The organism is [Clostridium] polysaccharolyticum (assembly GCF_900111595.1).
Lineage (GTDB): Bacteria > Bacillota > Clostridia > Lachnospirales > Lachnospiraceae > Clostridium_AI > Clostridium_AI polysaccharolyticum.
Map to the genome: position 1 here is coordinate 82,228 of NZ_FOHN01000012.1, position 17,394 is coordinate 99,621.

The following is a 17,394-nucleotide window of genomic DNA, read 5'->3' on the forward strand; positions in this document are numbered from 1 at the left end:
TATTTACTTTTCATTATAAGTCAAATTCTCATAAACAATATCATTTTCTGAAATTCCTGATACAATTTGAGTATATTTTCCGTCAGATATCCCTGTTACAATAGGTTTATATATATATGAACCATCTTGATTTACACATGCAAAGGCATCACCATTTTCAAATTGATATATATAATTGTTTGGAATTGCTATTACTCCATTCCGTTTGCTGAGCAGTATAAAAACTTGTACTTCCATTCCTGGTCTCAATAACATTTTACGATCTTTCACTTTTACGCTTATTTCGAAGATTCTTTTATTAATAGTATCACTAATATGAATTATTTTACCCTCTAACCTAATTCCATTATAAACAATATAGGACTCTGACTGATATGTAAAATTATTAACTAGTTCTTGTGGCAACTGAACGTTACATAGAATATTTTGATAACTTAATAATGTGATAACAATTACATCTCCATATGTTATATTTATTACTCTAACCTTATCCTTTACCCTATACACATTATTGCCCTGTTTTGCTATAAGCATGCCTCCTTTAACAATATCACCTTGCTTTACGCATATTTTATACTTGCTCTTCTTTTCAAGTCTTATATAATGATAATCCCTCTTATCAAATGTTATAACTCCCATTTTTTTCTATACTCTCTTATATCTGTGCGTGATACCTTATATGCACTATCAAAATTCACATCATCATTTTCTAAATCTTTATCTGATATTTGGATTTCATACGGATCCCTATTATTCAATTCAAAATTAAGATATAAACAAAATACACATAACACTAGTAACAATACTGTAACTATTATTCGTCTCAAATACTTATTCCTCCTGCCCTACCTACTTATTCACAGGCAATGTTTCTATATATTCTTTTATGTTTTTATCGTTTTCGCTGTTATTTATAAAAAATCCTGTATTATCAGCAAACATACACAATTCTTTCTTTTGATTCTTATATAAAATAATTTTTGATGTTTTTACAATATCAAACGTTCTAATACCTTGCTTATAATTCAAATTATATGCAAATAAAACATTATCATTCTTTTTGAATAAATAATCCACCATCTGCTCTTTTGTAAATTCATCCTTAACCTCACCAGTGCCGTTACTTAATAGCACTTTCATATTTGTAATGTTTAAAAAATCAAATGCACAAAAATCACATATTTTCAATTTTTTCAAAATGGAAACATTTGTATGAACTGGATTCTCCTTATCATCTGGAATTTTGGAATAAATAAGATCTGTATCACCATGAAATAACATATTATCATTTCCATCTTCTACTATATTTTCGTTATACCCTTTTGTATTTGCAATATGAAAATATGGTGTTTTATATTTTTGTTCTCTATCATTTATGACAAAATTTATAGCATCTATTGAAAAATCAGCTCTTTTTTCATAATTTTCTATGCCTAGCTGTAGCACACACCAATAAACATTCCACCCCTTATATTTATATGATTGCTCCAAGTACAAATCAGAACACTGAACAGAATACTCCCCTGCTCCTGTTATGTCTAATGATTCAAATTGAAAACTTTTAATTTTTTTAGATGAAATTATCGGGATTGCAAAAGATTGTTGATAATCCATTGTTGAATAATAGCAAAGCGCATATTTTAACACATCACCACCATAAATTACCATCTTTTCATTTTTCCCTTTTGTACACCCTGCCATACATATACCGATTATAACGCACATCAGTATAATACACAGAGAATTTCTATTCCTTTTCCTTGATTTATGCAATGTTATATTATTCACAATTATTTCTCCTTTATTCACTTTTATACACGAAAAAATGCAGGATATGCTCAATTGACCACAAACCTGCAAATTTTCATTAAGAAATTATCTAGTTACTAAAGTAGTTGTAATGCCATTTCCACTGTAACAATAACTTGTCTTAGTAAAAGATGTATTCTTAGTAACTGTATTAACTTTCTTAAAATCCCATCCATACAATGTTCCCATTCCAGCCAATCTATAATCACCTGAAACAAATTTGCTCAAATCGTAAGTATTAGTTTGAGAAACACTGAAAGTATATGTAACTGTTGTTGAATACGAACTAGACAATTTTGCACTTAACTCGTTAATATCATCCGATGCTGATACACCAAGTTCAGTACTTACAATTTTTGTAACGCTACGTTCTTTCGTAGCTGCAGTCGTTATAGAATATATTTGTCCTTGATTTTTCACCCAATCACCATAGTACACTAAACATTTATAGAAATTTCCTACTTTCTTTTTATAGTATTCTGTTAACAATGTAGTATTCTTTTTATCAAACTCCCATGATTCATTGCTGTAATACGTTGATGTTCCGTGATAATCAGGTGCAGTTTTCTTCGCTGCAAAAGCAATATTTCTACATGGCATCAATAATGTAAAACACATTATCAAACCTACCCCTCTTAATAAATTTTTTTCATTTTCAAAAAACTCCCACTAATTAATTAAACAAACTTAACACTTTTCCCATAATAACATGTCTTCTATAATATGTCAAATTATTACCATAGATTCTTGATAAATTTTAGACTCTTATTGCATAAGCATTTCCAAAATACCAAATCATAAGCGTACTTTTTAAGCATCCTGCAAAATTGAATACTCTTATTTTCGTTGGAATTTCTACCCGCATATGAAATAATCTGGGCATATTTCTCCTTCTATGTATATGACTTCTTTATGCTTGCAAAAACACCAGTGCTTATCGCACTGGTGTCTCTCATTTATCTCTATTCCATTATCTTTCCACACTATAGTTAGGTGCTTCTTTTGTAATATGAATATCATGTGGGTGGCTTTCTTTTAAGGAAGCAGCAGAAATTTTAACGAACTTTCCATTTACCTTTAAGTCTTCAATAGTAGGGGCTCCACAGTAACCCATACCGGAACGGATGCCTCCGATTAGCTGGAATACCGTATCTTCTACTGTACCTTTGTAAGCAACACGGCCTTCTACCCCTTCAGGAACTAATTTCTTAGCATTTTCCTGGAAGTATCTGTCTTTGCTTCCATTTTCCATAGCACCGATAGAACCCATGCCACGGTATACTTTATATTTTCTTCCCTGGAATAATTCAAATGTTCCTGGGCTTTCGTCACATCCAGCAAAGATACTGCCCATCATACATACATTAGCACCAGCTGCAATAGCTTTTGTCATATCACCAGAATATTTGATACCGCCATCTGCAATGATAGGAATGTCATATTCTTTTGCCACCGCATAACAGTCCATAATGGCTGTTACCTGTGGTACACCGATACCTGCAACAATACGTGTTGTACAGATAGAACCAGGCCCAATACCTACTTTAACAGCATCTACACCAGCTTCAATTAAGTCTTTTGTTGCCTGTCCTGTAGCTACGTTGCCAGCAATAATCTGTAAATCAGGATACTTTTCTCTTACCATTCTTACAACCCGCAGCACGTTAGCAGAATGGCCATGGGCTGTATCAATTACAATGGCATCTACTTTTACATTTACAAGAGCATCTACACGATCCAGAATGTTAGCAGTAACACCTACACCTGCTGCACAAAGAAGCCTTCCCTGCCCGTCTTTTGCAGACAAAGGATATTTAATCTGTTTTTCAATGTCTTTGATCGTAATAAGACCTTTTAAATTGCCTTCTCCATCAACGATAGGAAGCTTTTCTTTTCTTGCTTTTGCCAAAACCTTTTTTGCTTCCTCTAATGTAATTCCTTCCAGTGCTGTAATTAAACCTTCTGAAGTCATGCATTCTTTGATTTTACGGGAAAAATCCATTTCAAATTTCAAATCCCGGTTTGTAATAATACCAACTAATTTTCTGCCTTCTGTAATGGGCACTCCAGAAATGCGGAACTTAGCCATCAGCTCATCTGCATCCTGTAATGTATGTTCTGGAGATAAATAAAACGGGTCCGTGATGACACCATTCTCAGAACGTTTTACCTTGTCAACTTCTTCTGCCTGTGCTTCAATTGACATGTTTTTGTGAATAACACCGATTCCACCCTGTCTTGCCATGGCGATTGCCATTCTATGTTCTGTTACTGTGTCCATACCAGCACTCATCATTGGAATATTCAAAGTAATCTTTTTTGTAAGCTTAGTTCTTAAATCCACCTGATTTGGAATTACTTCTGAATAACCTGGTACTAAAAGCACATCATCAAATGTAATGCCTTCGCCGATAATTGTACCCATTTTAAAACCCTCGCTTTCTTTCGTCTGAATAACTGTAATTAAATTGTCTGAAAATTACATATTAACAATTAATTAGTATTATTAATATCATAATTTTATGGTAATTTTAAAAAGTATATCGAAAAGGCAGCTATTTGTCAAGATTATAGACTGTCTTTCATTTATTAAAAAAACTAATAATTTTATTACTCTCTACTTTTTCACTTTACTAGGGGCTTTGTTGTACATGCATTCAATCATTTTCTCACTTGGATTAAAATACACTTTCATCTGGCTGGATTCTGTTGAAGCAATCATCATAAATGCATTACTCATGCCTTTGCTGTAATTTTTTACATTGCTAATTGATTTATTATCAAACTCTTCTCTTCTTTCTGGAGATACGATAACCTCAACATCTTCCATATCTACTCTTAACATGTTTTTACGCTTTGCCTGGCCTGTAATACGGTCAAAATCAAACTGGCCATCACAGAATATGTATTCATATTCTACATAACTAAGACGTGGCCATACATAAACAGCAAGAACAGCTACCAAAGCTACTAAGGGAACCAAAAGCTGATTTCCACTTAATATTGCCAATAATAATAAAAATACCAGTAAAACAATTAATAATACCTTTAAAAACACAGATTGAAAAGGCGGCTTTACTCTTACGCCAGCTTCTGCATATGATTCATTCATTGTCTTCCTCCTTCATTTCTCATGCTATCTTCTATTATACATAATTTTAGTGAGGAAACAAATACATTGTTTATAAATTATATTTAACAAAAGCATTTTAAAATGATTTCACAATTCATAATCCACATTACTAAGTCTTAGCATAAAATATAATTGCTACTACAACGAATACTGCTGCCATTGGTCCAAATAACGGACTCTTCACTAAAAGTGCTAATACTGCAAAAAATATAATACCAGCAACCATTAATGCCTTTAACAGTGTATTCTTACATGGCGGTTTTACTTTCACTCCAGCCTCTGCATATAACTCGTTCATGATTTTCTCCTTATTATTCTTCATGTTCTAGGATTTATTATACGAAATAAGACTTAAGAAACAAAGAGAAAATCATAAAACCGAGTTACTCTAACACTTTAAAATGGTTATCAAACATACGCAATTAACAATTTCATTTAGGTACTTGCTATCATGCCGATTGTGTAATGGTTATGGTTTTCGTTACATTTTCTCCTTTGACAATAATCTGTCCAACTCGCTGCTTGCCAGTGGTATTAGGTTTCACACCTATGTACATGGCTACACAACTACCTGCTCCGCCGTGATATGTGTTACGATCTACATAATAAATCCAGCTTTGGGTTGAATAAGCAGTCCATGCTCGATTACTGCCAACATTAATAAAGTAATTTTGTCCATATGATGGAGCTTGCAGACTAGTGTACTGCACGTTCAGAATAGTTGGCTCAGTATCTGGGTTTTTGCCAGTTGGATTGCCCGTTTGATAAATCGTAAATGTATAGGAAGCACTTCCTGCAGAAAAAACAACTTTTCCACTACGAGATGCCGTCTGCTTATTACTCTCAACGGTAATTTCAACTGCAGGATTGCTTGCAGTACCAGTTGTTTTGTTAGTTTTAATCCATGATGCACTTGGATATGCTGTCCACACTGAGTTATCACTTGGAATCACAACCAAAGGATAGGTTCCTCCGTAATAAGTAAAATTCTTGCTTACTGTAGATTCACTTATTGGTGATATTACTTGAAATGTCGTTTCTGCCTTAATAGCCACTGGTGTACACATAGTAATGATCAATGCTAATGTTAAAAAAATATGTAAGATTTTGTTACCTCTCATTATAAATCCCCTTTCTTTTTAAACCACTTTAAAATGTCAACCTAATTATACCATAAATAGCCAACCTCTTTCCATCCGTATCTGCCAACAATGGATTGAATGAATCAGACTTTACCTCATAACTGCATAACAAAGTCTGAGTTCCTCAGACTTATCAAATAAAAACAGCGTAGCAGCCAAATAAAACTACTACGCTATAAGTCTACCTTTTAGGAGTACAACAGCACCTACGTTTCATTACCCCTTTTTCTTTGTAATAATATGTATGGGACTATTCTACCTTGGTGCCTGTGTAAAAGTTATAAACTGCCCCTCTCCACCACCAGATAGATAGATCGTGCCCACTCTTCTATCTTTAGAACTGCTGTCGTTTGGAAGAACCTCAACTTCAAATGTTCTCTTCACATTTGCCTTGCCAGATATCTCTGAACCATTTACACCAGCAAACTTGATAAAGTAATTGTTGCTTGTAGCTTTCCAATCAACCGTAGGAGTAATCGTAATGGTGAATTTCTGTCCATAACTAAAAACCCCATATGTCAGATGTTTTGATATCCCGAATACAGATGTTTTTTCTGGCTCTTTACCATTCCTGTCTCCTAGCTGATAAACTGTGCAAGTTGCCGTTGCACTTCCTGCTTTTATTGTAATGGTTCCTTTTCTGCTAGTTGTCATTGAGTTCTTTTCCATTTTGAAAGTTAAGGATGGATTAGATGCCTGCCCTTCGCTCTTTGTAATTTTAATCCAGTAAACATCTGATGTAGCAGTCCATACTTCATTCCCGCTTGTAACTGCATAGAACATATCCTCTTATGTCTCAAGGAATAATACCTAATAAATCAGACAAAATTCCGAAGCTCCTCTATATAGAAGTACTTCGGAATTCTCTCTTGCTATATTAATTATAGATTTTAATTTCAGATACGAATTACATCATTCCCATTCCAGGAGCACCTGCTGGCATTGCTGGAACATCTTCTTTGATTGTAGCTACAACAGATTCTGTTGTCAGCAATGTAGAAGCAACGGATGTAGCATTTTGCAATGCACTTCTTGTTACTTTCGCTGGGTCAAGAATACCTGCTGCAACCATATCCACATATTCTTCTGTTAAAGCATTGAAGCCTGTTCCTGGCTGGCTTTCTTTTACCTTATTAATAATAACAGAACCTTCAAGACCTGCATTGTAAGAGATTGTGAATAAAGGAGCTTCTAATGCCTTTAAGATAATCTGAGCACCAGTTTTTTCATCTCCTTCTAAAGATGCAACTAATTTGCTAACTTCTTTAGAAGCATGGATGTACGCAGAACCACCACCTGCGATAATACCTTCTTCCACAGCAGCTCTTGTAGCAGCTAATGCATCCTCCATACGAAGTTTTGCTTCCTGCATTTCTGTCTCCGTTGCAGCACCTACACGAACTACAGCTACACCACCAGATAATTTAGCAAGTCTTTCTTGTAATTTTTCTTTATCAAATTCAGAAGTTGTTTCTTCAATCTGAGTTTTAATCTGAGCAATTCTTGCATTGATTTCTTCTTTACTTCCTTCACCGTCAACGATGATTGTGTTTTCCTTCTGTACTTTTACGGATTTAGCACGGCCTAGCTGTTCTAATGTTGTTTCTTTTAAATCTAATCCAACTTCATCAGAAATTACCGTACCACCTGTTAAAATAGCGATATCCTGTAACATTGCTTTTCTTCTGTCACCATAACCTGGAGCTTTTACAGCAACAACAGAGAATGTACCACGTAACTTATTGATTACCAATGTAGACAGTGCCTCTCCTTCTACATCTTCTGCAATAATTAATAATTTTGCACTGTTTTGTACTACTTGTTCTAATAATGGTAAGATTTCCTGAATGTTAGAGATTTTCTTATCCGTAATTAAAATATATGGATTTTCAAGATTTGCTTCCATCTTATCCATATCCGTAGCCATATACGCAGATACATATCCACGATCAAACTGCATACCTTCTACTAAGTCCAACTCTGTTTTCATTGTTTTGGATTCTTCAATTGTAATAACACCATCGTTAGAAACCTTTTCCATAGCATCTGCTACCATTTCACCAACTGCCTCATCACCAGCAGAAATTGCAGCAACCTTTGCAATCTGCTCTTTTCCTGTAATTGTTGAGCTCATGCCTTTGATCGCTTCTACTGCACAGTCCGTTGCTTTTTTCATGCCTTTTCTTAAAATGATTGGGTTAGCACCTGCTGCTAAGTTTTTAACACCTTCATGAATCATAGCCTGAGCTAATACAGTAGCTGTTGTAGTACCATCACCTGCTACGTCATTTGTCTTAGTAGCAACTTCTTTTACTAACTGGGCACCCATGTTTTCAAATGCATCTTCTAATTCGATTTCTTTGGCAATCGTAACACCGTCGTTTGTGATAAGTGGAGCCCCAAAAGATTTATCAAGAACAACATTTCTTCCTTTTGGTCCTAAAGTAACTTTTACTGTATCTGCTAATTTATTAACGCCTGCTTCTAAAGCTGCACGTGCTTCTGCACCATATTTAATTTCCTTTGCCATGATTATATTCCTCCTAATTAAGATTCTATCTCTATATAAGTTTCTTAGTCTTCTACAACTGCAATGATATCGCTTTCTTTTACGATAATATATTCTTCACCATCTAATTTTACGTTTGTTCCAGCATATTTCTGGTAGATAACTTTATCGCCAGCTTTCACTTGCATTGTAATTTCTTTGCCGTCAACAACTCCACCAGGACCTACTGCAACAACTTCAGCCTGCTGTGGTTTTTCCTGAGCCTGACCTGGTAAAACGATACCAGATTTCGTTGTTTCTTCTGCTTCTAATTGTTTCAACACTACTTTGTCATTTAAAGGTACTAATTTCATGTTTATTTCCTCCTTAAATCTATACGAAAAATCTATTCTTTTTTCTGTTATTAGCACTCATCTAAATCGAGTGCTAACCGTTACACATATATTAGTCAATTTACTAGTTTTATGCAACTTATAATGTGTTGTAAATATTGATATTTTAAATATATTTCACTCAATATCTCATATTTTCTCTCGTATTCTCATTTTTTCTTTTTTCTCCAGTTCATTATATCCCATTCTCCACTGTTTTATGCAAGGCATTCTATTATATACATTATATTCTTGTCTATGATATAATATTCATGAACAGAAAGGAAAGGATGAACGACTTGAAAGAAAAACTTTATACAATCCCTGTTACGGATGCCTTCCAGGCTGATTGTGAGTGCCCCCTATGCAGCATGTACCATGAATTAGAAACACAGAGCATTGAATATACTATGGGACCAAGTTACATGGAAGACGATACCCGTGCTGAAACCGACAAAGTGGGCTTTTGCAGCCACCATATCAAACAAATGTATGCCAGCCAGAACCGTCTTGGAATTACATTGATTTTAGATACTCATATGAACGAAGTCATTAAAAACTTAGAAAGACTTTCCAAAAACGGTAAGCCTGCCACTGGTTCTTTCTTTAAAAAACCAGCTTATACCGACGTAAAGTCCTACGTGGATTACTTAGAAGCAAACTGTTTTGTATGTAACCGTATTCGTAACACCTTTGACCGATACATCGCTACTATTTTTTATTTATATAAAACAGAGGGTACATTTCGAGATACCTTCCGAAATTCCAAAGGATTCTGTACGAAGCATTATGGAATGCTTTATCAAATGGCAGGAAGCAATCTAAGTGGTAATCTGCTGAATGAATTTATAAATGATTTAAATCGTTTATATTTAGAAAATATGAAACGGGTAAAAGAAGATCTAGAATGGTTCCGGGACAAGTTTGATTACCGGAATCAGGATGCTCCTTGGAAAAACTCCAGGGATGCAGTGCCTCGTTCGATTTTGAAGATAAATTCTGTTATGTTAGATGAATCGTAATAAAGATAAGGGAGCATGCAATCAATCCTTACATTTTGATTGGTATGCTCCTTTGTTACTTTAAACATTATGGTATCATTGTATGGAATTAACTGTTGCTTCTTAGAGTGCCTTCTAAATAAAGATCGATATAATCATCCTCTAATTTATAAAAATATAGATAGTATTTAGGACCAGCTTTTAGTACCACTCATTGAAAAACTCTTATACTTATTAGATGGTTCTCAATTTTTCTCTTCTATAACAGAATGCATCAATTTCAAATTGAAATTTAATCATTTAGATACATACCAAATTACAGGAAATATACTATTAACCTTTCCTATTGGATTTTGTATTCCATTTCTGGTAAATACTACAAAGAGAAAAAACTATATATTTACATTGCTATTATCAGCCAGTATTGAATTCATGCAACTTGTACTCATTATTACTTTACATACTATAGATATCTGCTTTGACCTGCAAGATATTATTTTAAATATACTAGGTAGCTTCCTTGGATGCATCTGTTTTTCATTGATAAGCAAACTCATAAAAAAGCTGTCTATACGCTATTTTCCAGAAACAAAATCTGGAAACGATATATTTTCTTTTATAATTACTATTTGCAATAACTATTCAACGCACCAGAAAACCTTTTATGGTATGTGATAATAAGAAAACGCCTGCTAAAAATCATCCAGTGAAATTTAGCAGGCACTTTCCTATTGTTTTATATATTTACTTAAGGCATTAACTCTTTAATTTCCCTAGCTTTCGCCTTAATACGTTCCTTGGCATCTCTTGCAGTAAGAACTTTAGAAAGCCATCTCTTAGATTCATCAAATTTGCCGCATCTTCTTGCTAAATCGGCAACAAGATAAGTAGTTGTGTGTTCATCCATACCGCACATTGGAAACATTTCCTTTGAAAAAGCACCTAAGAAACCTTCATAAGCCTTTGTAAGAAACTCAAGTTCCTCTGCCATAAGCTTTTTCTTTACTTCCTCAAGATTCTCTGTATCCTCTGGCAGGCTTTCGCGTTTTCCTCGGCAGAGCCAAGCCAGCTTCAGACATGTATATGCCTTTTCGCTCTGCTTGCTTTTCTTGACAATCGTACTTAATAGTGCAAGTTTATGTCTTGAAATGGCCTCATCATAGGTATAAATATCCCCCTCCTGATTGATTCCTTTAAAGTTATTAGAGATCTGTTCTTTAATAAAACGTGCCTGCGTAGATGTCATGTAGTTAAAATAACGGCTTAACGCTGCATATCCACAGTGCGGACAAACTATGGCATCATATTTTAAAGAATCAACAAGCTGGTATTTAGGCCGCAAATCTGTATCAGCAGAAATCAGTTTAATCTTACCTGTACGAACGGTTTTACTCTTAAATTCCTTGTCACATACAGGACACGTATATGTTTTATCAAATAAAATCTCAGCTTCTGTCACTTGATGCTTTACAGGTGCAGCCTCCTCCGATTTTGCTGACTCATTTTCATATACTTCTACATTTTTTAATCCTCCAAGACCAAATTCCTCTAATCCAGAAAACAAATCACTCATTCTCCAACCTCCTATGTGGTATTACATAAATAATAAAATTATTTATTTGGTTTATATGAACTCTTTAACGAAACAATACGATTAAATACTAATTTATCTTCTCTTGAGTCCTTACTATCCACACAGAAGTATCCATGACGAACAAATTGGAAACGGTCAAGTGCTTTCGCACCTTTTAAATATGGTTCTACAAAACAATTCTTCAACACCGTTAAAGAATTCGGATTTAAGTTTAAACTGCCATCCTCGTTGTAAACACCCAGCTCTTCATTTACAATATTTTCATAATTTCTTACTTCTACTGGAACTGCTGTCGTACACTCTACCCAATGTATTGTCCCTTTTACCTTACGGCCAGTAAAGCCTGAACCGCTTCTGGTTTCTTTATCATACGTACAATGCACTTCTATAACATTTCCATTTTCGTCTGTTTTATAGTCAATACATTTTACAAAATATGCATGCATCAGACGAACTTCATTACCTGGATATAATCTGAAATATTTTTTTGGAGGCTCTATCATAAAATCCTCACGGTCAATATATAATTCACGGCCGAATGGAACCTTACGAGTGCCAAGCTCCTCATTTTCCTGATTATTCTGTACATCAAGATATTCTATTTCACCTTCTGGGTAATTATCAATAATTAACTTAATTGGATCAAGAACAGCCATAACCCGGTCATTCTTCATCTTCAGGTCTTCACGAATACAATACTCTAGCATTGCATAGTCCACTGAACTGTTGCTCTTCGATACACCGCAAAGTTCCATAAACTTCCGGATGGATTCTGGTGTAAAACCCCTGCGCCGAAGTGCGGCAATAGAAACCAGTCTTGGGTCATCCCATCCGTCCACAATACCTTCTTCTACTAACTTTTTAATGTAACGTTTGCCTGTAATTACATTAGTAAGATACAGTTTAGCAAATTCAATCTGCTTTGGCGGGTTTTCATAACCTAATTCTGTTACAACCCAGTCATAAAGCGGCCTATGATCCTCAAACTCTAATGTACAGATTGAATGCGTTACCCCTTCAATGGCATCTTCAATTGGATGCGCAAAGTCATACATAGGGTAAATGCACCACTTATCGCCAGTATTATGGTGTGTCATTCTAGCAACACGGTACAGAATTGGATCACGCATATTGATATTAGGCGAAGCCATATCAATCTTAGCACGTAAAACCTTTGTTCCGTCTGCAAACTCACCATTTTTCATCTGTTCGAATAAAGCTAAGTTTTCCTCAACAGAACGGTCTCTATAAGGGCTGTTCTTTCCAGGCTCTGTTAAAGTTCCACGATACTCTCTGATTTCATCCGCATTTAAATCACAAACATATGCTTTTCCCTTTTTAATAAGTGTAACTGCTGCTTCATACATCTGCTCAAAATAATTAGAGGCAAAAAATACTCTGTCATCAAATTTGCCTCCAATCCACTGTACGTCGTCTTCAATTGATTTCACAAACTCTGTCTTTTCCTTTGTAGGATTTGTATCATCAAATCTTAGATTGAATTGACCATTATATTTTTCGGCTAATCCTGAATTTAATAGAATGGACTTAGCATGTCCAATGTGAAGATATCCGTTAGGCTCTGGTGGAAATCGTGTTATGACTTTCTTGCATTTTCCTTCTGCTATATCTTTATCAATAATCTGTTCGATAAAGTTTTTTGTCACCACTTCTTTTTCTTCAGAAACATGTTCTTTTTCCACTGTGTCCCCTCCTTGCGTCTTTTTGAAAATCAATATTATAATATCACATCTATTACTAAGTGAAAAGGGGGGTGTTGCAAAAAATTACAACTCCCCCTTTTGATTCAAGCTCATTCTATTTAAATTGATGATTACCAATCTTTATTCTGCATCCTTTTAGATAACAGCTAAAGAAATGATATCCTTTTAAATTTATTTTTTGTGACTTATATGTTACTGTTTTTGTTCCGTCTAAAGTTTCTTTTGCTGCTTTTACACATTGTTTCCCAGCCCCTGATTTAAATTTGCCTTCATCATATTTCCTTAATGCTTTCTTTAAAGCACCATTCCTAGTTGGCTGGAACTGATTTTTCTGATATATGACTCCATTAATGGTATTAGGAAACTGACTTGATGCTTTTCTATTCATAACTACAATTCCTACTGCAACTTTACCTGCATAAGTTTCACCTTGTGCTTCACAATAAATGATTGCAGATAATAATCGTAAATCAGATTCTTTATATGTCTTTGCTTGTGTCTTATTAGATGACATAACACTTACCGTTTTTATGTCTGTCTTAGATATTTCTTTTGTATTCGCTTTAGCAGCTATGCTCCTGCATAAAACTTCCTGTACAATTCCTGCTGCTTCCTTCGTAAGCTTGTTTTCTTTTTGTATCTTAGTTCCTCCAGCTTTTAGCGTGTACGCTTCACTTGCATTGTTCTCATAAGCTATGTTCTCTCTTTCTACGCTATCTGCAAACACCTTTATGTTAAAAAAGTTAAAACAAAGAAGTGCCATAAGTACAATAGAAAACATTTTCTTGAATTTCATAAATAATCTCCTTCTACTTTTTTGATATGTGCTATCATCGGTAGTACGAAACAATTACTTAACCATTCGTAACATTTATGTAATAATTATAACACATTTAATCAAAAAATCAACCCTTTTTCCATATTTTCTTGACTTGTCCATTACCTCAGTCAGCTAAAAAGCCCGAAAACACGCTGTTTTCCATTGTAATTTATTACGCAATATTTAACCATATATTTAACATATTCTTTTTCTTTTCTGTTACAATTCCGTCTCCCTACATAACGCTAACACGTGCTGATAATCTAATTTACCACCAAACAAATCTAAGGCACTTCCTATTGTCACATCCACATGACCGTTTCCTAACTTTTTTAGCTGCTCCAGATCTTCATAACTGCCAACCCCTCCTGCGTAAGTAACTGGAATTTTGCTCCACTTTCCAAGCATTTTTACTAATTCTGTCTCTACACCAGATGCCTTCCCTTCTACATCAACTGCATGAATCAAGAACTCATCACAATAATCTGAAAGCATGTCCAATGTCTCATATGTTACTTCCACATTGGTAAACTTCTGCCACCTGTCTGTGACAATGAAATATGTTCCATCTTTTTTTCTGCAGCTTAAATCTAACACAATATGTTCTTTTCCTACTGCTTCCAGTAACTTATGTAACCTCTCTATTTGGATTTCCCCATCTTTAAATACATAAGATGTAACAATCACATGAGTCGCACCCTTTTCCAGAAAGGATTTTGCATTATCTGCTGTAATTCCTCCACCAATCTGCAATCCATTCGGAAATGCTTCCAAAGCTAACTGGGCCTGACGAACGTCTTCTTTATAAAATTCTGATAAAGCTGGATTTAAAATAATAATATGCCCTCCTCGCAGATTACTTTCCCGATACAGATTTCCATAAAAAGAAGCATCCTGTTCAGACACAAAATTATCAATAGCCTGATTCCCTTGATCCAATAAACTTCCTCCAACAATTTGCTTTACTTTTCCATTATGTATATCAATACATGGCCGAAATTTCATATTCTATTCCTCTCTTTCTGTTACTTACAAGACAATTCTTCTGGAAGCTTCCCCTCCAGAAGAATTGTCTTGGTTTTGTCGGTTTTCCTCTATTTGCCTGGTTTGCTTTTATAATAGAAATATGCAGACAATCCGCCTCCTATCAGAAGTAAAACAGCAATGCTCATAATCCCATAAAAAAGCATATTAGGCTTAGAAAAATCAAGTTTGATGTTACCTTCCTGCATGCTGTCTAAATCCGCTTGAAAAGACCAGTTCTGATTATCTTTGTATTTCTTAATCTCTTTTTTATGAAATGTCTTATTCCCGAATGAGAAACTCTGCACCTTTAAGGATAACGGTATTGATATAGTATATGACACCTTATTTCCCTTTAGGGGAATATAACGACTTAACGAAAAGACTGATGAGAACTCATATTTCAGCTTATGAATACCAAATGTGTGTATTTTCTTAAGTACACTTTTTTTATCTTCTTTTCCCAATAAGAGTTCTTTGGAAAAAGTAATTCTTACCTTTTCCCCATCTTCCTCATACTGCACTTTTTCCCCTAGATTACTGTAAAATTTCATTACCTGGCTATTGGCCAGCTCCATACCATTTTTCTCAACCTCTAATACAACACTTTGTAAGCCTACAAGATTTTCATCTATTGAATACGAAACCTTTGTGTCTAAAAGTTTTGCACTTTCTCCACCACAAAAATCAAGATAATACGTATCATTTCTATTATATTCTCCAATATATGGATATGCTTTATTAGATTCAAGACCATATGTATGATGTACTTGCTCACTTTTGTAAATGTTTCTCCTAGGAACAGAAACATAGTCTTTCACTGTTGAAGCGGTAACACGAAATCCCGAAAGCAGCTGGTTCAGGTTATAAACCTCTTTTATTAAAAACTGATTGGAAAACAGATTATTATCACATTTCTTTTCCAAATAGTAGTTTTTATCTGGCTTTTTAATGTTTAAATCCTTATATGGCAATTCATTTCCTAGTTCCCCCGAAGCCTTTTCAAAAAAAGCTTCCAATTCCTTTTGGTTTGTCAGTGTCACGGAATAACCATTACATGTCTCATCCACCCGAAACGCCTTTGAAAATTCATGTAAATAATGCAGCCCCTCTTCTACATTCATTGATTTAAAATCTTCATAAGAGAAACCGAGTTTAATCCTTTTTTCTTCTTTTCCTTCATCATCGAGGATCGTATATACCGAAATCTCCTTAACTTCGGGAGTGTTATCTATTTGAAAGAAAGCATTTTCCTTCCCTGTCCATACTATTTCACCATCAAACGAGACTTTACTTTCTTCCTCCTCAAAGAATTCACTTAAAACTGCATTCCTTACATTTTCTTGTTCCAGTAAATCCTTTGCCCACTTTATCAGATCTTTCGTGGTTGTGTTTTCCTCATAAGAAACGGCTCCCTGAAATGCTCCCTGATTTACTTCCCACTTTATAGAAGGCTCTTTGGCTGTAACTTCTTTGGTTTTCTTTTTTAAATCTTCTATATCTGTAAAATCATATCTGCATTCATAAACCATGACCTGCCTTTTTACATCTTCATAGCGTTTTACTTCTATACATTCTGGTGATTTCTCCTTCAATGTATCTTCTAATCTATCAAAACCACCTTTAATTTGTCCCTCATCCTTAGCTGCAATCTCCACATAAATAATTCTAGTTCCTGAACCATCTCTATGAAAAGAAGTTTCTGTGTGAACTTTTGCTCCACAAGCAGTAAGAATAAAAGCATACAGCACAAATACAAATACAAGTTTTATTTTTTTTGTCATTACTTCACCTGCCTTTACTTTTATATGTATTATATCCCATGTCCATCTTATACTCAAATCATAATTTATTTCAATCTATGAATAAGTTTTGAATTTCCACACATCCTACTCATATTCTTAAGAAAGTATAGGAGGGTAGTGTGAAAGAAAGTAGAGGGAAGCCGTAAACTGGCGCACTTAAATAAGCTGTCTTGATAGGCAACTTTAAAAAGTAATGTTTTAATTGATGATAAGATTAAAAAGCTAATGGCTTATCTGGAGGCAGTAATCCTTCCTTTTGAAGAAGTTTCTTGGCTTGTTTGATTGCCTTTGCCTTTTGCTTTTCAACAAGGGGGGCAGGCATATCAATTTTGTAAAGATCGCTCGGATTCCATGCTTCTCCAGTGGACAGCATCTGATAGATAGCAGTGAGAATCATACGGGCAATAGCGATAATGGCTCTTTTCTTGCCACGACGTTTTGCAAGCAATTCGTATTTCTTTTT

The 17,394-nt window shown here is 34.7% G+C and carries 18 protein-coding genes and 1 pseudogene; 2 read left to right on the forward strand and 17 right to left on the reverse strand.

Annotated elements, in window-relative coordinates; translation table 11 throughout:
- Positions 1 to 3: 3 nt before the first annotated feature.
- The 11 genes from BMY85_RS09130 to BMY85_RS09180 all read right to left on the reverse strand — a co-directional run bounded on the left by BMY85_RS09130 (position 4) and on the right by BMY85_RS09180 (position 8,946).
- Entirely contained in the window at positions 4 to 639 is a 636-nt protein-coding gene (locus BMY85_RS09130) for an efflux RND transporter periplasmic adaptor subunit (RefSeq protein WP_092477962.1), read from the reverse strand.
- Positions 627 to 827 carry a hypothetical protein gene (locus BMY85_RS09135; RefSeq protein ID WP_092477963.1) on the reverse strand — a complete coding sequence of 67 codons (201 nt, stop codon included), beginning with the start codon at positions 825 to 827 and terminating at the stop codon, positions 627 to 629. The genes BMY85_RS09130 and BMY85_RS09135 overlap by 13 nt, the downstream gene beginning before the upstream one ends.
- Positions 828 to 849: 22 nt before the next feature.
- The gene (locus BMY85_RS09140) at positions 850 to 1,788 is read right to left on the reverse strand and encodes a hypothetical protein (protein WP_092477964.1); all 939 of its coding nucleotides are present in this window, start codon (positions 1,786 to 1,788) and stop codon (positions 850 to 852) included.
- 87 nt (positions 1,789 to 1,875) lie between these two features.
- Positions 1,876 to 2,427 (reverse strand): hypothetical protein, encoded by a 552-nt coding sequence (locus tag BMY85_RS09145; protein ID WP_092477965.1) that lies wholly within the window; start codon positions 2,425 to 2,427, stop codon positions 1,876 to 1,878.
- Between the two features lie 352 nt (positions 2,428 to 2,779).
- The gene (gene guaB, locus BMY85_RS09150) at positions 2,780 to 4,234 is read right to left on the reverse strand and encodes an IMP dehydrogenase (protein ID WP_092477966.1); all 1,455 of its coding nucleotides are present in this window, start codon (positions 4,232 to 4,234) and stop codon (positions 2,780 to 2,782) included.
- A gap of 192 nt (positions 4,235 to 4,426) precedes the next feature.
- The gene (locus BMY85_RS09155; protein WP_092477967.1) at positions 4,427 to 4,921 is read right to left on the reverse strand and encodes a hypothetical protein; all 495 of its coding nucleotides are present in this window, start codon (positions 4,919 to 4,921) and stop codon (positions 4,427 to 4,429) included.
- 130 nt (positions 4,922 to 5,051) lie between these two features.
- Positions 5,052 to 5,240, reverse strand: coding sequence for a hypothetical protein (locus BMY85_RS09160; RefSeq protein ID WP_092477968.1), 189 nt, complete (start codon positions 5,238 to 5,240; stop codon positions 5,052 to 5,054).
- A 151-nt stretch (positions 5,241 to 5,391) separates the two neighbouring features.
- The gene (locus BMY85_RS09165; protein WP_092477969.1) at positions 5,392 to 6,063 is read right to left on the reverse strand and encodes a BACON domain-containing protein; all 672 of its coding nucleotides are present in this window, start codon (positions 6,061 to 6,063) and stop codon (positions 5,392 to 5,394) included.
- A gap of 276 nt (positions 6,064 to 6,339) precedes the next feature.
- Positions 6,340 to 6,867: a BACON domain-containing protein gene (locus BMY85_RS09170; RefSeq protein WP_092477970.1), complete on the reverse strand. Its 528-nt coding sequence runs from the start codon at positions 6,865 to 6,867 to the stop codon at positions 6,340 to 6,342.
- Positions 6,868 to 6,991: 124 nt separating this feature from the next.
- The gene (gene groL, locus BMY85_RS09175; RefSeq protein WP_092477971.1) at positions 6,992 to 8,614 is read right to left on the reverse strand and encodes a chaperonin GroEL; all 1,623 of its coding nucleotides are present in this window, start codon (positions 8,612 to 8,614) and stop codon (positions 6,992 to 6,994) included.
- A 44-nt stretch (positions 8,615 to 8,658) separates the two neighbouring features.
- On the reverse strand, positions 8,659 to 8,946 hold the full coding sequence (locus BMY85_RS09180; RefSeq protein ID WP_092477972.1) for a co-chaperone GroES: 288 nt from the start codon (positions 8,944 to 8,946) through the stop codon (positions 8,659 to 8,661).
- A gap of 317 nt (positions 8,947 to 9,263) precedes the next feature.
- Between BMY85_RS09180 and BMY85_RS09185 the strand changes: the two genes are divergently transcribed.
- Complete coding sequence (locus BMY85_RS09185; protein ID WP_092477989.1) at positions 9,264 to 9,986, forward strand: DUF6062 family protein; 723 nt, start codon at positions 9,264 to 9,266, stop codon at positions 9,984 to 9,986.
- A gap of 240 nt (positions 9,987 to 10,226) precedes the next feature.
- Positions 10,227 to 10,640: a VanZ family protein gene (locus BMY85_RS16360; RefSeq protein ID WP_408643172.1), complete on the forward strand. Its 414-nt coding sequence runs from the start codon at positions 10,227 to 10,229 to the stop codon at positions 10,638 to 10,640.
- Positions 10,641 to 10,713: 73 nt separating this feature from the next.
- On the opposite strand, the gene BMY85_RS09195 is transcribed toward BMY85_RS16360, so the two are convergent.
- The 6 genes and pseudogenes from BMY85_RS09195 to BMY85_RS09220 all read right to left on the reverse strand — a co-directional run.
- Positions 10,714 to 11,538: a DUF2225 domain-containing protein gene (locus tag BMY85_RS09195; protein ID WP_092477974.1), complete on the reverse strand. Its 825-nt coding sequence runs from the start codon at positions 11,536 to 11,538 to the stop codon at positions 10,714 to 10,716.
- Positions 11,539 to 11,576: 38 nt separating this feature from the next.
- Entirely contained in the window at positions 11,577 to 13,262 is a 1,686-nt protein-coding gene (locus BMY85_RS09200; protein ID WP_092477975.1) for a glutamine--tRNA ligase/YqeY domain fusion protein, read from the reverse strand.
- 115 nt (positions 13,263 to 13,377) lie between these two features.
- A complete protein-coding gene (locus tag BMY85_RS09205; RefSeq protein ID WP_092477976.1) occupies positions 13,378 to 14,079 on the reverse strand; it encodes a cell wall hydrolase in 702 nt (233 codons plus the stop codon).
- Between the two features lie 243 nt (positions 14,080 to 14,322).
- Positions 14,323 to 15,108: a phosphoribosylformimino-5-aminoimidazole carboxamide ribotide isomerase gene (hisA, locus tag BMY85_RS09210; protein ID WP_092477977.1), complete on the reverse strand. Its 786-nt coding sequence runs from the start codon at positions 15,106 to 15,108 to the stop codon at positions 14,323 to 14,325.
- An 89-nt stretch (positions 15,109 to 15,197) separates the two neighbouring features.
- Positions 15,198 to 16,910: a hypothetical protein gene (locus BMY85_RS09215; RefSeq protein ID WP_092477978.1), complete on the reverse strand. Its 1,713-nt coding sequence runs from the start codon at positions 16,908 to 16,910 to the stop codon at positions 15,198 to 15,200.
- 235 nt (positions 16,911 to 17,145) lie between these two features.
- A pseudogene (locus BMY85_RS09220) lies at positions 17,146 to 17,394 on the reverse strand (IS110 family transposase); the annotation flags it as partial.